Genomic DNA, 17,080 nt, shown 5'->3' with positions numbered 1-17,080 from the left:
ACAAAATACTGCGCATGGCGATATGAATAATGTACACTCGCAAAATATTTTGCGAGTGTACATTATTTTGAAGGCCCTGTCAACTTTGTCAACTATTTGAAATTGTTGACTAGAAAATCATTAAGTGCAACACTATTTGTTGCAAAAATATAAATGCAACGGTCAACATGGACGATAATCTGACCTATTTTGAGAAGCGCCTGACCCGCGAATTGGAAGATATTGAAGCGCGGATCAGGGAGCTTGAAGACGAGCGCCGTGCGTTGAGCAGGCAGCTCTCCAAGGCACGGGCTGAGCGCGAAGGTCTCAAATTCACAACTCGGAAGAACAGCGCCAACCGTGTTCTAGCTGAAAACGCTGTTTTACAGGCATTGCGTGGCACGATGAAGCCTCTTTCTACGCAAGAGCTGTATCGCCAAGCGCGCCTGACAAACTTTGACCTCAAAGAAACAACCTTTCGTTCCTACCTTCATCGTATGAAAAAGCGCGGCGATATCCGAACGGCGGGTCATGTCGGGCGGTGGGAAATTGCCCAGCCAAAACAGTGACTCAGATTGCTCATCCGGTTGCAGCACGCAGATCCATGCACCCTTGTATGTCAAAGGCGCTCCCTTGAGCAGTGTCCGCTTCTACAGGTGTCTTCTCTCCTCTTCCGCCGCTTGCGTACGAAGGGCCGGTATGAGCCGACTATGCCTGTCCGCTCTACCTGGGCAACCTAGGCTACGCGCCGGGCTTACCTACGGCACTACGCTCGCAGCATCTTATGAGTCCGGGCTTTCGTCAGGAGCGTCGCCTGGGCGCGACTGGTAAGGAGGGAGGAAAACGGCCCGGTGCGTGTAGAAACCTCGACCAGCTCGCTGAGAACCCTCGTCTCGCACGGCGTCTAGCTCAACCGAATGTCCCTTCCCCCTTACTGGGGATCATCCCCCACTTCCCCCGACATGTCTTCCAGAAGCAAACTCTCGCTCTTGATCGATCTGATCTCTGAGATCAGATCCCGCAGCTCGGTCACAAGCAGACTCTGGGATTCTTCGTGGTCGCCCATCGCCTGATCCTCCTCAAATTCGGGTTCAGGCGGCTGAAGGTAATCCACCTCACCACCCTTCTTACTGAAGTCGACATATTTTTTTACTGCAGTTGTAAGGTGGGCGTCGTGCTCCTGAACAAAGCCATCTCCTGCGCGCTCCTTCAGGCCCGCGATGATTTCGTCCACCAATGCTCCTTCTCGCTTCTTCAAGTCATCTTTCATGGACTTCTCGATCGTATCGTTCCAGAGGCGCTTGTGGCGCAGGTCTTCGATAGCATTTTGGACGCGAAGGACGTCGAGCACGATCCCGGACACTTTTTTCGACATGAATGCAAATGCTGAGATGAGCATCATACTTCCCGTGACGCACACGATAATGGACCCTTTGGACGCCCCAACGACTTTCATGTCATGCGGTGTCTCTCCGACCAGGTGACCAATGCCTCTGGCGATGTCATTCCAGTCGCCCGACCACTTCTTCATCTCCGCGATATTCCTGATCGATGCGTCCTGCCTAAACTGGATCCGAGCCATAGCAGTGTCAGAATCCAGCTTTTCCGCTTCATTATCCGTCTTAAAGGCTGCTGCCTTCAGCGTGTTTGCTAGATTCTGGAACGTCCCAACAGTGGCATTCACTGTGTCCGTCGCCGTCTTTATTTCAGAAGCCGAGGTTGCGGGGTCGTAACTCGACTGAGTTACTACTCGTTCGACAAACTCAGCCCCCCGAACCCCGAGAAAGCACGCCACGCCCATGTCATCGAGATGCGCAACTTGTTGAAAGCTGAGTTCCGCCATTGGCAACGCCTTCAAGGCCGAAATCAACTTCTCTAGCGGCTCCCGAACCGGTTGTTTCTGGTTCTGTGAAGCATTGTGCTGAAGGACAGTTTGAAGCTCTTGGTAAAGCCTACCTGTTTTCGGCCCCTGATCCTGATACCAACGTGCCAGATCGAATACTTCCGCAATTTCCATTCTTGAAACGTCCCTTGCTGGTGCTTTGCACCTAATAAAAATGATCTTGAGGGACTTTCGGAAATATTCGTTTGCGTTTCAACTCATGATCGACTTTCCGGCATAAGGGCGAGCATGAACGCTGCATCGAAGGCCGTGTGAAAGCTTCCGGGAATCCGCGTTTGATTTGCCCTGAATTATGAGTGGCAGCGCTGGGCTGTCACCCGCGATAACCTTGCTCCCCGACGATCACCGTGTTGCCTTCCTGCATCATGAAGCAGCGCCAATCTTTCTGTCACGGTGCTTCCGTATTGCTTCCGGCAATTCAGAACGCGCGAACCGCGCCCGAAGGCGCGGCGCGTAATCCATTGATATTTCAGGATTAAGTGGTGAGCCGTGCAGGATTCGAACCTGCGACCCACTGATTAAAAGTCAGTTGCTCTACCAACTGAGCTAACGGCCCACTGTGGAGGCAGCTTCTAGAAACTGCGGGCAGGAGGGTCAACCCTAAAATCTTCATTTTCGACAATGTTTTCTGTTTTCCTCGCAGAAGCCTTGAAAAACAAGGGGATCGTGTGTCTGCGGTGGTGTTCCCGACTGGAGCCTCTGTCGAAGAGGTGCAGCCTTGCCGCTGGCCCAGGCCGGGGTTGCGCCGGGCGGCACTGGAAAGCGGGGGGAATCAGGCGTATATGGGCGCGATGGAAAACCGCGCGGATACCCCTTTGCCCTTCATGAAGATGCACGGGCTTGGCAACGACTTTGTCGTCGTCGATGCGCGCGCGCATGCCATTGACCTGCCGCCCGAGCTGGTGATCGCCATCGCCGATCGCCACAAGGGGGTCGGTTACGATCAGCTGGCGGTGATCGAACGGGGCGCGGGCGACGCGCATCTGGTGTTCTACAATTCCGACGGATCGACCTCGGCCGCCTGCGGCAACGCTACCCGCTGCATCGCGCGCCACCTGATGGATGAGACCGGCAAGCGCGAACTGCACCTGACCACCGATCGCGGCGATCTTTACGCGGTGGATGCGGGCAATGGCCTGACCTCGGTCAACATGGGCCAGCCGCAGCTTTCCTGGGATGAAATCCCGCTGGCGCGCGAAATGGACACGCTGGAACTGCCGATCGAGGGCAAGCCCACCGCCACCGGCATGGGCAACCCGCATTGCACCTTCTTCGTCAAGGATGCCGAAGCCGTCGATCTGGAAACCCGCGGGGCGGAGACCGAACATCACCCGCTCTACCCCGAGCGCACCAACGTGCAATTCGCGAGCGTGATCGGGCCGGATCACCTGCGCATGCGGGTTTGGGAACGCGGCGTCGGCGTGACGCTGGCCTCGGGCTCGTCTTCCTGCGCGACCGCCGTGGCGGCGGCGCGGCGCGGGCTGACCGGGCGCTCGGTGCGGATCGACCTGGATGGCGGTTCTCTGCACATCGACTGGCGCGACGACGGCGTCTGGATGACCGGCGAAACCATGCATGTGTTCACCGCTCATCTGACCGCCGAATTCATCGCCTCGGTGAAGGGGCAGATCAAGTGACCGCCAAGCCCCCCGTTTTCGCCACGCTCGGCTGCAGGCTCAACGCCTATGAAACCGAAGCGATGAAGGACTTGGCCCAACAGGCCGGGGTCGAAGGCGCCGTGGTGGTCAACACCTGCGCCGTCACCGCCGAGGCGGTGCGCAAGGCGCGGCAGGAAATCCGCCGGCTGCGCCGCGAAAACCCCGACGCCAAGCTGATCGTCACCGGCTGCGCCGCGCAGACCGAACCGGAAACCTTCGCGAAGATGGGCGAGGTCGACCTGGTCATCGGCAATGCCGAGAAAATGCAGCCCGCAACCTGGAACGCGATGGGCCCCGATTTCATCGGCCAGACCGAAAAGGTGCAGGTCGACGATATCATGTCCGTGACGGAAACCGCCGGTCACCTGATCGACGGGTTCGGCACCCGGTCCCGCGCCTATGTGCAGGTGCAAAACGGCTGCGATCACCGCTGCACCTTCTGCATCATCCCCTATGGCCGGGGCAATTCGCGGTCGGTCCCCGCCGGCGTGGTGGTCGATCAGATCAGGCGGCTGGTCGACAAGGGTTATAACGAGGTCGTGCTGACCGGGGTCGACCTGACCTCTTGGGGCGCCGACCTGCCCGCCAGCCCGAAACTGGGCGATCTGGTGATGCGCATCCTGAAACTGGTGCCGGACCTGCCGCGGCTGCGCATTTCATCGATCGATTCGATTGAGGTGGACGAAAACCTGATGCAGGCCATCGCGACGGAACCGCGCCTGATGCCGCATCTGCATCTGTCGCTGCAGCATGGTGACGACCTGATCCTGAAACGGATGAAGCGCCGCCATCTGCGCGACGACGCGATCCGCTTCGCCGAGGAAGCGCGCAGGCTGCGCCCCGACATGACCTTCGGCGCCGACATCATCGCCGGATTCCCGACCGAAACCGATGCGCATTTCGAAAACTCGCTGAAGCTGGTTACCGAATGCGATCTGACCTGGCTGCATGTCTTCCCCTATTCGAAACGCGAAGGCACCCCCGCGGCGAAAATCCCGAACCAGGTCGACGGCAACGTCATCAAGGAACGCGCCGCTCGCCTGCGCGAGGCAGGTCAGGCGCAGGTCGAAAAACACCTGTCGCAGCAGATCGGCCAAACCCACCGCATCCTGATGGAAAACCCGCATATGGGCCGCACCGAACAGTTCACCGAGGTGACGTTCAAGACCGCCCAGACCGAAGGCGCCATCGTCGAGGCGCGGATTTTGGGCATCTCGGGCACGCAACTGAACGCATAACCCTTGCCTCCGGCGCGGCGTTGCGGAACCCTGCGGCCGACACGCATCAGAGGGCCCGCCATGCATCCCAACCCGATCTACCGCAAGGCTTCGCGCCAACAGAACCTGGATTTCGCGCAGGCGACCGGTTTCGGCATCCTTGCTGCCGCCGATGACACCGGCGCGCCGCTCCTGTCGCATATCCCCTTCCTGATCGAGGGCGACGATGTGATCTTCCACCTGGTCCGTTCCAACCCGATCGCGCGGCGGCTCAAGACCCCGCAGCTGGTCAAGCTCGCCGTTTCCGGCCCGCATGGCTATATCTCGCCCGATTGGTACGGGATCGAAGACCAGGTTCCGACCTGGAATTACGTCGCCGTCCACCTGTCCGGTCCCGCCGAATTGCTGCCGCAGGACGACCTGCTTGGCGTGCTGGATCGCCTGTCCGACCGGTTCGAGGCCGATCTGGCCCCGAAACCCATCTGGAAGACCGACAAGATGCCGGATGAGGCGATGGACCGGCTGATGCGGATGATCGTCCCGGCAAAGATGCGGATCGAGGATATCGACGGCACCTGGAAACTGGGCCAGAACAAACCCGACGCCGCCCGGCTTTCTGCCGCCGAGGCGATAGAACAGACCGGTTTCGGCAGCGAGATTGCCGCGCTGGCCGCCTTGATGCGCGATCTGCCGGTGCCTGAGTGATGGACAGCCCGGTTCGCGGTGCTAATCTCAGCCGCGAACCAGAGGGAGAGAGCGCCATGAAACTCGTCTATTCGCCGGCATCGCCGTTCGTCCGCAAGGTCGAGGTCGTCCTGCGCGAAACCGGCCAGATCGACGATGTCGACCTGCTGCCGGTCAAAACCACGCCGGTCTCGACGCCGGTCGAACTGCAATCGGCCAACCCGCTGGGCAAGATTCCGGCGCTGATCCGCGGCGACGGCCCGGCGATCTATGACAGCCGGGTGATCTGCCAGTTCCTCAACGACCGCGCCGGCGGCGGGCTCTACCCCGATGCCAGCCGCTGGGAGGTGATGACGCTGGAAGCCACTGCCGACGGCATTCTCGATGCCGCGGTGCTGATGGTCTACGAATCTCGGGTGCGCCCGCCGCATATGGTCTACGAGGACTGGGTCGAGGCGCAGTGGGAAAAGGCCGCGCGCGGCGTGAAGGCGGTCAACGACCGCTGGATGTCGCACCTGACCGGGCCGCTCAATATCGGCCAGATCGCCATCGGCTGCGCCCTGGGCTATCTCGATTTCCGCCACGCGGGCCGCAACTGGCGCAAGGGCAACGACGCGCTGGACGACTGGTTCGCGGTGTTCAACGCCCGCGACAGCATGAAGGCGACCCAGCCCAGCGACTGAGGCGGGCGCGTATCCGTTTCTTCTTGGTGAAAATACTCCGGGGTGAATGCGCGCCTCGGCGCGCAGAGGGGCAGCGCCCCTCACCCCCGAGGAAACAGGCCAGCGGCCTGCGACGAGGCAAACAGGCGCGCGCCGGCGGCGCGCACCTCTGTCTCAGGTCCCGCTCAGAACGAGAAGCTCACGCCGACATTCAGCGCGTTGGTGATGATCCGGGTGCTCAGATCGCCGCCGCCGGTCAGTTCCACGTCGTTGTCCGAAATGGTGAACTGGTATTCGCCGAACAGCCCCCAGCGGTCGTTCAGCTGGTAGCTGGCGCCCGCGGTCAGCCGCGCGGCCGGGCCGGTATACTGGTATTCATAGGTATGCTGGCCGCCGGTCGGGGTGATGTCGACATGCGGGATCGCGACACCGATACCGGCGCCGACATAGGGGGTGAACTTGTCCCACTTGCCGGGCCAGCGCTTCATGTAGTTCACCGTCAAGATATTGTGACCGTCGGTGAACTCCAGCCGGGTGAATTCCGGCGACATGTCGGCGCCGGCATAGGCCTTGTCATGGCTCAGCTCAAACCCCCAGCCCCAGTTGCCGCCCTGCCAGAAGGTGACGCGGGCGCCGTAATAGGGCGGCATGGTGAAGGATTTGCCGTCCCAGCCGATCGAGCTGCTGAACGGGCCGGGATAATCCACGCCGGCAGGCAGCGTGCCGGTGATCCGGCTGTGCGGCGAGGTCTGCCAGCCGCCGTAAACGCTGATCTGGGTTTCGGCGCTCGCGGCGCCCGCCAGACACAGAATCAGGGCCGAGGTGGTGGTAAGAAGGCGTGACATTGGGGGATTCCTTGCGAAAAGGTCGGCGTTTCTGCGCGGCAACATAGACCTTCCGCGGGTGCGGCTCAACCGCGACACATAGGTAACTGTTGCGCGCATGCAACCTCCCGGGAGCATTGTCTGCTGGACTGAGCGGGAATCCCCCGCTAAACAGCGCCTCGGAAAGGCTGCATCAATTTGCCGCTAGAACCGATATTAGGCCGGGTCCGGCCGAAAAATGGAGATAACCTCGTGTCCCACGCAGAAGATCACGAAGGCACCCGCAGGGACTTCCTGTATTACGCCACCGCAGGTGCCGGTGCCGTTGCCACAGGTGCCGCCGTTTGGCCGCTTGTCAATCAGATGAACCCCTCCGCCGACGTGAAGGCGCTGGCCTCGATTCGTGTTGACGTTTCGGGCATTGAGAAGGGCACCCAGCTGACCGTTAAATGGCTGGGCAAGCCGGTGTTCATCCGTCGCCGTACCGAGGAAGAAATCGCCGGAGCGCGTGCGGTCGACCTGAACGACCTGGTCGACAAGAAATCGGAAAACGCCAACAAGCCCGACGCCGACGCATCGGACGAGAACCGCACGATGGACGAAGCCGGCGAATGGCTGGTGATGATCGGCGTCTGCACCCATCTGGGCTGCGTTCCGATCGGCAACGGTTCGGGTGATTTCGGCGGCTGGTTCTGCCCCTGCCACGGGTCGCATTACGATGCCGCGGGCCGGATCCGCAAAGGTCCTGCGCCGCGGAACCTGGACGTGCCTATCGCCGTCTTCGAAGACGAAACCACGATCAAGCTGGGTTAAGGGAGCGTAGCATGTCCGGAATTCCTCACGACCATTACGAACCGAAAACCGGCATCGAAAAGTGGCTGCACAGCCGCCTTCCGATCGTTGGTCTTCTTTATGACACCATCATGATCCCCACCCCGAAGAACCTGAACTGGTGGTGGATCTGGGGCATCGTCCTGGCGTTCTGCCTGGCGCTGCAGATCGTCACCGGCATCGTGCTGGTGATGCATTACACCCCGCATGTGGACCTGGCCTTCGCCAGCGTCGAACACATCATGCGCGACGTGAACGGCGGCTTCATGCTGCGTTACCTGCACGCCAACGGCGCCTCGCTGTTCTTCTTCGCGGTCTATATCCACATCTTCCGCGGTCTGTTCTACGGCTCCTACAAGGCGCCGCGCGAAATCACCTGGATCGTCGGCATGATCATCTATCTGCTGATGATGGCGACCGGCTTCATGGGCTATGTTCTGCCCTGGGGTCAGATGTCGTTCTGGGGCGCAACCGTGATCACCGGCCTGTTCGGCGCGATCCCGTTCATCGGTGAATCGATCCAGACCTGGCTGCTGGGCGGGCCCGCCGTGGACAACGCCACGCTGAACCGCTTCTTCTCGCTGCACTACCTGCTGCCCTTCGTGATCGCCGCGATGGTCATCGTCCATATCTGGGCGTTCCACACCACCGGCAACAACAACCCGACCGGCGTTGATGTCCGCAAGGGGTCGAAGGAAGAGGCCGAGAAAGACACCCTGCCGTTCTGGCCCTATTTCGTGATCAAGGACCTGTTCGCGCTGGTCGTGGTGCTGGCGGTGTTCTTCGCCGTCGTCGGCTTCATGCCGAACTTCCTGGGCCACCCCGATAACTATATCGAGGCCAACCCGCTCTCGACCCCCGCCCACATCGTTCCGGAATGGTACTTCCTGCCCTTCTACGCGATCCTGCGCGCCTTCACCGGCGACGTCTGGGTGGTGATGGCGGCAAGCTGGATCACCGGCGGCATCGTCGACGCCAAGTTCTTCGGCGTGCTGGCGATGTTCGGCGCGATCATCGTGATGGCTCTGGTGCCGTGGCTGGACACCAGCCGGGTGCGCTCGGGCCGGTTCCGCCCGATGTTCAAGTGGTGGTTCTACCTGCTGGTGCTCGACTTCATCGTGCTGATGTGGGTGGGCGCGATGCCGACCGACGGGATCTATCCCTACATCTCGCTGATCGGCGCGACCTACTGGTTCGCCTACTTCCTGGTAATCCTGCCGATCCTGGGCGTGATCGAAAAACCGACCGCGGCCCCGGCCACGATCGAGGAAGATTTCAACGCCCATTATGGCAAGCCGGCCGAATAAGAAGGAAACGGGATAATGCTTAAGAAACTCGCGATTACCGCAGTTGCCGCCCTGACCCTTTCGGCAGGTGGCGCCATCGCAGCGGAAGGCGGTCACATCCACGATGTCGACTTCTCCTTCGAAGGTCCGTTCGGCAAGTTCGACCAGATGCAGCTGCAGCGCGGCCTGCAGGTCTATACCGAGGTCTGCTCGGCCTGCCACGGCATGAAATTCGTGCCGATCCGCACCCTGGCCGACGAAGGCGGCCCGGCGCTGCCTGAGGACCAGGTCCGCGCCTATGCGGCGCAGCTGGAAATCTACGACCCGGAACTGGACGACATGCGCCCGCGCACGCCGGCCGATCACTTCCCGCCCCATGGCGACCCGAACGCGCCGGACCTCAGCCTGATGGCCAAGGCCCGCGCCGGGTTCCACGGCCCCTACGGGTCGGGGATCAACCAGTTCGTCAAGGGCATCGGCGGACCCGAATACATCGTCTCGATCCTGACCGGCTACACCGGCAAGGAGAAGGAAGAAGCGGGCACCACCTATTACGAGAACACCGCCTTCCCCGGCGGCTGGATCGCGATGGCGCCGCCGCTGTCCGGTGAGGACGTGGAATTCGCCGACGGCCATTCCAACGAGCTGCATCACGAGGCGACCGACGTCGCCGCCTTCCTGATGTGGGCGGCCGAGCCGAAGATGATGGCGCGCCAGCATGCCGGTTTCGTCGCCGTGCTGTTCCTGTCGATCCTGTCGGTTCTGCTCTACCTGACCAACAAGCGCCTCTGGGCGCCGGTCAAGAAGAAGGCGAAGGAAGCGTAAGCTTTCGCATTCGGAATTGAGAAAGCCCCGTCCTCTGGCGGGGCTTTTTCTTTGCCTGGTGGGGCGCCCGCGCGCGCGGGCGCAGTGCTTCGCCGCGCGGCGAAGCGGGGGGCGCTGCCCCCGCCGTTGAAAATCCGGGGGATTTTCAACGACTCCCCCGGAGTATTTTTTCCAAGAAGAAAAGGCTTAGCGCATCAGCTCGGGCAGGTCGCCGGTCAGGCCCGCGGCTTCGCGGATGAAGTTGCGGCGCAGCCCCGGCATCGCGTTGATCACCCCCATGCCGAGATCTCGGGCGGCGCGCAGCAGCGGGTTGTCGTTGGAAAAGAGCCTATTGGTCAGGTCGGTGGTCAGCGCCAGCGTCGCGGTGTCGAAGCGGCGCCATTCCTGGTAACGGTCGAGCACCGGTTCGGCGGCGATGTCTTCGCCGCGCCGCTTGGCGTCGGACAGCACCTGGGTCAGCGCGCCGATATCGCGCAGCCCGGCATTGAGCCCCTGGCCCGCGATCGGGTGCATCCCGTGCGCCGCGTCGCCCACCAGCGCCAGCCGCTCGGCCACGAAGCTGTCGGCGACGGTGAGGCCCAGCGGATAGGTGAAGCGCTTGCCGGCCAGCCGGATATCGCCCAGGAAATCGCCGAAGCGCGGCCGCAGCACCTGCAGGTAATCCTGATCCGACAGCGCCTGGAAGGCGGCGGCGTTTTCATGGCTTTCCGACCAGACTATGGAACACCGGTTGCCGGGCAGCGGCAGGATCGCCAGCGGCCCGGGCGGCATGAAGAACTGATGCGCGATGCCGTGATGCGGCAGGTCGTGTTCGATCGCGCAGACCAGCGCGGTCTGGCCGTAATCCCATCCCGTCCGGGTGATACCGGCGCGTTCGGCGGTGCCCGACCGACGCCCGTCGCAGCCCACCAAGAGCCTGCCGCGCAGCGTGTTGCCCGAGGCCAGCGTCAGGGTGACGCCGCCGCTGTCGATGTCCTGCGCGGTGACGGTTTCGCCGTCGAGCAGGGTTATGCGCGCCTCCTCGGCCATCGCGTCGGCCAGCGCCCGGCGCAGGTAGCGGTCTTCGAGCATGTAGCCCATCGGGCCTTCCTCGATCTCGGCATGATCGAAATGCAGGAAGAAGGGCGACAGCGGCCCTTCACCGGCGCGCCCGTCGCTGACCTTGATTTCCAGCATCGGCTGGCTGTTCGCGGCCACACGGCCCCAGATGCCGATGTTTTTCAGCAACCGCTTTGATGCCAGCGCCAGCGCATAGGCGCGGCCGTCGAAATCATCGCTGTCCTGCGCCGCGCGGGGCAGGGCGTCGATCACTGTGACCGTCAGCCCTGATTGCGCCAGGGCCAATGCCAGGGCCGGGCCGTTCAGCCCGCCGCCGACGATGAGGATATCGCTGTCAAATTCCATGTGCTGCAATATGCGCCTCTTATCGGGATTGTCCATGCGTTCCGCTGCCGTTACCGTTCGCGCAAAGACGAGGAGTTTGCGATGCAGGATTGGTTGGAACAAAGCGCGGCGGAACTGGGGCGGGGAATCGGCGCGGGCGCGATCGACCCGGTGGAGCTGACGCGCACCTATCTAGACGCGATCGAGGCGCATGAATTCCGCGACCGCATCTATGCCCGCGTCACCGCGGACCGGGCCATGGCCGAAGCCGCGGCCGCCGCCGAGCGCGCCAAATCCGGGTACCGGCTGTCGGTGCTCGACGGGGTGCCGATCAGCTGGAAGGACCTGTTCGACAGCGCCGGCGTCGCGACCGAAGCCGGATCGGCCCTGCTGAAGGACCGAGTGCCGGGCCGCGACGCGCCGGTGCTGCGCAACGCCACCGCCGCCGGTCTGGTCTGCCTCGGCAAGACCCATATGAGCGAACTGGCCTTTTCCGGGCTGGGGCTGAACCCGGTCACTGCATCGCCGCCTTGCGTCAACGATCATGACGCGGTGTCGGGCGGATCGTCCTCGGGCGCCGCGACCTCGGTCGCCTTCGGGCTGGCCGCCTGCGGCATCGGGTCGGATACCGGCGGGTCGGTGCGCATTCCCTCGGCCTGGAACGATCTGGTCGGGCTGAAGACCACGCCGAAACGGATCCCGCTGCAGGGCGTGGTGCCCTTGTGCGAAAAATTCGACACCGTCGGCCCGCTCTGCCGCTCGGTCGAAGACGCGGCGCTGATGCTGGCGATGCTGGAGGGCGGCAAACCGGCCGACCTGCGCGGCGCGACCCTGCAGGGCAAGCGCTTTGCCGTGCTGCAGACGGCGGTGCTGGAAAAATGCCGCCCGGAACCCCTGAAAGCCTTCGACGACGCGGTGGCGAGGTTGGCCGGGGCCGGGGCGGAGATCGTCAAGATCGACGCGCCGGAAGTGGCGCAGGCGATGGACCTGGCCGCGATCCTGTTCACCACCGAAGCCTACGGCACCTGGCGCGAGGTGATCGAGGCCAATCCGGGCCTGATGTTCGACCGCATCCTTGATCGGTTCCGCAGCGGGGCGCATTTCCTGGGCCACGATTACGTCGCCGCCTGGCAGGAGCTCGAAGGCTATCGCGCCCGCTGGAACGCGCGGGTGGCCGGGTTCGACGCCGTGCTGTGGCCGACCGCGCCCAACCTGCCGCCGAAGCTCGACCGGCTGATGGGCGAGGACGATTACTACGTCACCGAAAACCTGCTGACGCTGAACAACACGCGGGTCGGCAACCTGATGGGCAATTGCGGCGTCACCCTGCCCACCGGGGTGCCCAGCTGCGGTATCCTGTTGAACGGCTTGCCGTTTCAGGAAGAACGCCTGCTGCGCGTCGCGGCGGCGGCCGAGGCGGTTCTGCGCGCCGATTGAGCGCGCACCGCTTTCGTCAAAAAGGTCACAGCGCCGCCGCGCCCTGCCTCAATATTCTGGACGAAACCCATGTCATTGGGTAATCTGACAAAAAACGGGACGACAATGATCCCGTAACTTGAGGCAGTATTGGATGTTTCCTGAGCGGTTTTCGAACCTACCCGCTTATGCTTTCCCGCGTCTGCGCGCCCTGCTGGACGTGCATGAACCGGGCGGCGAAGTGATGCATATGACCATCGGAGAGCCGAAACACGGCTTTCCCGATTGGGTTGCGGGTGTGCTGGCCAAGAATATCGATGGCTTCGGCAATTACCCCCCCAATGACGGCACGCCGGAATTGCAGGGCGCGATCGCCGATTGGATCAAGCGTCGCTATGGCGTGTCCATCGACCCTGCGACGCAGGTGATGCCGCTGAACGGCACCCGCGAAGGTCTGTATAACGCCGCGATGGCGCTGACGCCGGAGAGCAAGAACGGCCAGCAGCCGATCATCCTGATGCCGAACCCGTTCTACCAGGTCTACATGATCGGGGCGATTTCGGTGGGGGCGGAGCCGGTCTTCGTGCCCGCCACTAAGGAAACCGGGCACCTTCCCGATTTCACCTCGCTGCCCGAGGAGGTGCTGAATCGCACCGCCATCGCCTATATCTGTTCGCCCGCCAACCCGCAGGGGGCGGTGGCGTCGCGCGATTACTGGGCCGATCTGATCCGGCTGGCGGAAAAGCACGATTTCCGCATCTTCGCCGACGAATGCTATTCCGAGATTTACCGCGACGCCCCGCCGGTGGGCGCGTTGCAGGTGGCGCAGGAACTGGGCGCCGATCCCGAACGGGTGGTGATTTTCCATTCGCTGTCGAAACGCTCGAACCTGCCGGGTCTCCGCTCGGGCTTCGTGGCCGGGGGGCCGGAATGCCTGAAGCGGGTCAAGCTGCTGCGCGCCTATGCCGGCGCGCCCTTGCCGCTGCCGCTGCAACGGGTGGCCGAAGCGGTGTGGGCGGACGAACATCACGTGATCGAAAACCGCCGCCTCTATCAGGAAAAATTCGCCATCGCGGATGAAATCTTCGCGGGCGTCGACGGCTACATGAGCCCCGAGGCCGGGTTCTTCCTCTGGCTGCCGGTCGAAGACGGCGAACAGGCGGCGCTGAAGCTCTGGCAGGAAACCGGGGTGCGGGTGCTGCCCGGCGCCTATCTGGCGCGGGACGTGGACGGGTTCAATCCCGGCAAGCAATACATAAGGGTCGCCATGGTGGCCCCAAAAGAAGACATGCGGCGCGGGCTGATCAGGCTGCGCGACTGCATCTATGGGTAAGTGGACGAGGGCAGGAATGGCATATCAGACACGAGGGCGCGATCCGCTGTTTGACAGCGACATGCAGGCCGCGATCGAAAAGCGCGGCAAGGAGCTTCTGGGCATCGTCCTGACGATCCTGGGGCTGGCCGTGGCGGCGATGGTGTTTTCCTATCACCCCGACGACCCGTCCTTCATGTCGTCCACCGATGCGCCGGTGCAGAACTGGCTGGGCCGGACCGGTGCGTCGATTTCCGCCTTCCTGTTCGTCGTTGTCGGCAACGGCAGCTGGATCATCTCGCTGGCGCTGATCGGCTGGGGCCTGCGGCTGGCGCTGCATCACGGCTCGGACCGCGCCTTTGGCCGGCTGATCTTCCTGCCGATCCTGATCGCGGTCACTTCCGTCTATGCCTCCACCCTGGTGCCGGGCCCCGACTGGTCGCACGGTTTCGGTCTGGGCGGGCGCTTCGGCGACACCGTTCTGGGCGCTTTCCTGAACTTCATGCCGGTGGGGATGAAAATCGGGCTGAAAATCGCCTCGGTGCTGCTGGCGCTGGCGATGATCGGCCTCACCGCCTTCGTGCTGGGCTTCACCATGCCCGAATTGCGGTTGATCGCGCGCTTCCTGCTGGTCGGCGTGATCATGACCTATGCCACGCTGATGACCCTGCTGGGCCGCGGCGCGACCGGCGCCTTTGGCGCGGCCCAGGCGCTGCAGGCCCGCAATGCCGCCCGCCGCGAAACCCGCCAGCAGCTGGCGCAACAGCAGGCCGAATGGACCGCGCAAAACGCCTGGGAACAGGACCCCGACCCGGTGATCGAGGACGAACCGGAACCGGCCAAGCCCAGCCTGCTGAGCCGGATGCCCGCGCTGATCCGCCGCCCGGAACCTCTGCCCGAGGACCTGCCGGAACCGGAACTGGTCGAAAACCCCATGGCTGCGGATGTCGCCGCGCCCGAGGACGACCGGATCAAGGCCAAGATCGCCGACGTGATCAAGAGCCGGGTCCGCCAGAACCCGAACGTCCAGGTCGAAACCGTGGCGCCGCTGACCAAGGGCCGCGGCCGTGGCCCCGACCCGCTGATCCTGAACACCCAGCCGCAGGCGGGCCTGCGCCCCGAACCGCCGCTGACCGCCTCGCAGGCCGTTCCTGTCGCCACGCCCGCTGTGGCCGCACCCGTCGCGGCCCCTGCCGTGGCCGCGCCGCAGGACATGGGCTATCCGCACGACATGTCCTATGACGAAACGCCTTTCGCCGAGGACGTGCCGCTGCAGGAAGAACCGGTCGCCCAGTTCGATCAGGCCGCCTATCAGCCCGAACCCTATCATGACGACGGGTATCAGGCCGATCCCTATCAGGCCGAGCCCTACCAGGACGACGCCTATCAGGCGGACCCCTATGAGGAAGAGCCCTATCAACCGGTCGCCCCGGCCCCGCGCGCCATCCCGACACCGGAACCGCGCAAGGTGGTGCAGCACCTGAACCGCAAGCCGGTGCAGCCCTCGACCCGTGCCAAGGCCGAAGCGCAGCCCTCGCTGCAATTCGACGAATCCAACCGGCCGCACTACGAATTGCCGCCGCTCAGCCTGCTGACCAACCCGACGCTGATCCAGCGCCATCACCTCAGCGACGAAGCGCTGGAGGAAAACGCGCGGATGCTGGAAAACGTGCTCGACGATTACGGCGTGAAGGGCGAAATCGTGTCGGTCCGCCCCGGCCCCGTCGTCACCATGTACGAACTCGAACCGGCCCCGGGTCTCAAGGCATCCCGCGTCATCGGCCTGTCCGACGATATCGCGCGCTCGATGTCGGCCCTGTCGGCGCGTGTCTCCACCGTGCCGGGGCGTTCTGTGATCGGCATCGAACTGCCGAACGAGAACCGCGAAAAGGTGGTGCTGCGCGAAATCCTCGCTGCCCGCGATTTCGGCGACAGCAACATGAAACTGCCGCTGGCGCTTGGCAAGGATATCGGCGGCGATCCGATCGTCGCGAACCTGGCCAAGATGCCCCACCTTCTGATCGCAGGGACCACCGGGTCCGGTAAGTCGGTGGCGATCAACACGATGATCCTGTCGCTGCTCTACCGCCTGACGCCGGAAGACTGCCGGTTGATCATGATCGACCCGAAGATGCTGGAACTGTCGGTCTATGACGGCATCCCGCACCTGCTGTCGCCCGTCGTCACCGACCCGAAGAAGGCCGTGGTGGCACTGAAATGGGTCGTCGGCGAAATGGAAGACCGCTATCGCAAGATGTCCAAGATGGGCGTGCGCAATATCGACGGCTATAACAGCCGCGTCGCCGATGCGCTCAGCAAGGGCGAAACCTTCTCGCGCACGGTGCAGACCGGGTTTGACGACGACACCGGCGAACCGGTGTTCGAGACCGAGGAAATCCAGCCCGAGAAAATGCCCTATATCGTCGTCATCGTCGACGAAATGGCCGACCTGATGATGGTCGCGGGCAAGGAAATCGAAGCCTGCATCCAGCGTCTGGCACAGATGGCCCGGGCATCGGGCATCCACCTGATCATGGCGACGCAGCGGCCCTCGGTCGATGTGATCACCGGCACGATCAAGGCCAACTTCCCGACCCGGATTTCCTTCCAGGTGACCTCGAAGATCGACAGCCGCACGATCCTGGGTGAAATGGGCGCCGAACAGCTGCTGGGCATGGGCGACATGCTCTACATGGCCGGCGGCGCCAAGATCACCCGCTGCCACGGCCCCTTCGTCAGCGATGAAGAGGTCGAGGAAATCGTCAACCACCTCAAGGCTTACGGCCCGCCCGATTATATCGGCGGCGTGGTCGAAGGCCCCGACGAGGACAAGGAAAGCGATATCGACCTGGTGCTGGGCCTTGGCGGCAACACCACCGGCGAAGACGCGCTTTACGATCAGGCGGTCGCCATCGTGATCAAGGATCGCAAATGCTCGACCTCCTATATCCAGCGCAAGCTGGCGATCGGTTACAACAAGGCCGCGCGACTGGTCGAACAGATGGAAGAAGAAGGCGTGGTCAGCCCCGCCAACCATGTCGGCAAGCGCGAAATCCTGGTGCCCGAACAACACTGACACCCATGACGGCCCGTCGCCCAC

The 17,080-nt window shown here is 63.0% G+C and carries 14 protein-coding genes and 1 tRNA gene; 11 read left to right on the top strand and 4 right to left on the bottom strand.

The features are described 5' to 3' along the window. Window positions 1-167 precede the first annotated feature (167 nt). Window positions 168-548, top strand: coding sequence for a hypothetical protein (locus GR167_RS07725; RefSeq protein WP_160972892.1), 381 nt, complete (start codon window positions 168-170; stop codon window positions 546-548). 362 nt (window positions 549-910) lie between these two features. Here the strand turns inward: GR167_RS07725 and GR167_RS07720 are convergent, their stop codons facing one another. Beyond that, window positions 911-1,996 carry a hypothetical protein gene (locus GR167_RS07720; RefSeq protein WP_160972891.1) on the bottom strand — a complete coding sequence of 362 codons (1,086 nt, stop codon included), beginning with the start codon at window positions 1,994-1,996 and terminating at the stop codon, window positions 911-913. Window positions 1,997-2,362: 366 nt separating this feature from the next. After that, a tRNA-Lys gene (locus tag GR167_RS07715) sits at window positions 2,363-2,438 on the bottom strand. 226 nt (window positions 2,439-2,664) lie between these two features. On the opposite strand from GR167_RS07715, the gene dapF reads away from it, so the two are divergent. The 4 genes from dapF to GR167_RS07695 are packed head-to-tail and all read left to right on the top strand — an operon-like array spanning window position 2,665 to window position 6,124. Further along, window positions 2,665-3,519 carry a diaminopimelate epimerase gene (gene dapF, locus GR167_RS07710; protein WP_160972890.1) on the top strand — a complete coding sequence of 285 codons (855 nt, stop codon included), beginning with the start codon at window positions 2,665-2,667 and terminating at the stop codon, window positions 3,517-3,519. After that, window positions 3,516-4,778, top strand: a complete 1,263-nt coding sequence (gene mtaB / locus GR167_RS07705; RefSeq protein ID WP_160972889.1) for a tRNA (N(6)-L-threonylcarbamoyladenosine(37)-C(2))-methylthiotransferase MtaB — start codon at window positions 3,516-3,518, stop codon at window positions 4,776-4,778. The genes dapF and mtaB overlap by 4 nt, the downstream gene beginning before the upstream one ends. Before the next feature lie 60 nt (window positions 4,779-4,838). Continuing rightward, complete coding sequence (locus tag GR167_RS07700; RefSeq protein WP_160972888.1) at window positions 4,839-5,462, top strand: FMN-binding negative transcriptional regulator; 624 nt, start codon at window positions 4,839-4,841, stop codon at window positions 5,460-5,462. Between the two features lie 56 nt (window positions 5,463-5,518). Then, complete coding sequence (locus GR167_RS07695) at window positions 5,519-6,124, top strand: glutathione S-transferase (protein WP_160972887.1); 606 nt, start codon at window positions 5,519-5,521, stop codon at window positions 6,122-6,124. Between the two features lie 164 nt (window positions 6,125-6,288). On the opposite strand, the gene GR167_RS07690 is transcribed toward GR167_RS07695, so the two are convergent. Further along, on the bottom strand, window positions 6,289-6,948 hold the full coding sequence (locus tag GR167_RS07690; RefSeq protein ID WP_160972886.1) for an outer membrane protein: 660 nt from the start codon (window positions 6,946-6,948) through the stop codon (window positions 6,289-6,291). Between the two features lie 231 nt (window positions 6,949-7,179). Between GR167_RS07690 and petA the strand changes: the two genes are divergently transcribed. The 3 genes from petA to GR167_RS07675 are packed head-to-tail and all read left to right on the top strand — an operon-like array spanning window position 7,180 to window position 9,869. Continuing rightward, window positions 7,180-7,740: a ubiquinol-cytochrome c reductase iron-sulfur subunit gene (gene petA, locus GR167_RS07685; RefSeq protein WP_160972885.1), complete on the top strand. Its 561-nt coding sequence runs from the start codon at window positions 7,180-7,182 to the stop codon at window positions 7,738-7,740. Between the two features lie 11 nt (window positions 7,741-7,751). Continuing rightward, on the top strand, window positions 7,752-9,065 hold the full coding sequence (petB, locus tag GR167_RS07680) for a cytochrome b (protein WP_160972884.1): 1,314 nt from the start codon (window positions 7,752-7,754) through the stop codon (window positions 9,063-9,065). 15 nt (window positions 9,066-9,080) lie between these two features. Next, window positions 9,081-9,869, top strand: coding sequence for a cytochrome c1 (locus GR167_RS07675; protein WP_160972883.1), 789 nt, complete (start codon window positions 9,081-9,083; stop codon window positions 9,867-9,869). 186 nt (window positions 9,870-10,055) lie between these two features. Here the strand turns inward: GR167_RS07675 and GR167_RS07670 are convergent, their stop codons facing one another. After that, entirely contained in the window at window positions 10,056-11,273 is a 1,218-nt protein-coding gene (locus tag GR167_RS07670) for an FAD-dependent monooxygenase (RefSeq protein WP_160972882.1), read from the bottom strand. An 81-nt stretch (window positions 11,274-11,354) separates the two neighbouring features. On the opposite strand from GR167_RS07670, the gene GR167_RS07665 reads away from it, so the two are divergent. The 3 genes from GR167_RS07665 to GR167_RS07655 all read left to right on the top strand — a co-directional run bounded on the left by GR167_RS07665 (window position 11,355) and on the right by GR167_RS07655 (window position 17,056). Continuing rightward, window positions 11,355-12,689, top strand: a complete 1,335-nt coding sequence (locus GR167_RS07665) for an amidase (protein ID WP_160972881.1) — start codon at window positions 11,355-11,357, stop codon at window positions 12,687-12,689. A gap of 133 nt (window positions 12,690-12,822) precedes the next feature. Beyond that, entirely contained in the window at window positions 12,823-14,001 is a 1,179-nt protein-coding gene (locus tag GR167_RS07660) for an aminotransferase class I/II-fold pyridoxal phosphate-dependent enzyme (protein WP_160972880.1), read from the top strand. A gap of 16 nt (window positions 14,002-14,017) precedes the next feature. Beyond that, window positions 14,018-17,056, top strand: a complete 3,039-nt coding sequence (locus tag GR167_RS07655; RefSeq protein WP_160972879.1) for a DNA translocase FtsK — start codon at window positions 14,018-14,020, stop codon at window positions 17,054-17,056. Window positions 17,057-17,080 lie beyond the last annotated feature (24 nt).

Source organism: Thalassovita mangrovi, assembly GCF_009857745.1.
GTDB classification, from domain to species: Bacteria; Pseudomonadota; Alphaproteobacteria; order Rhodobacterales; family Rhodobacteraceae; genus Thalassobius; species Thalassobius mangrovi.
The sequence above is the reverse complement of the archived record's forward strand: the minus strand, read 5'-3'. Positions and strand labels throughout refer to the sequence as shown.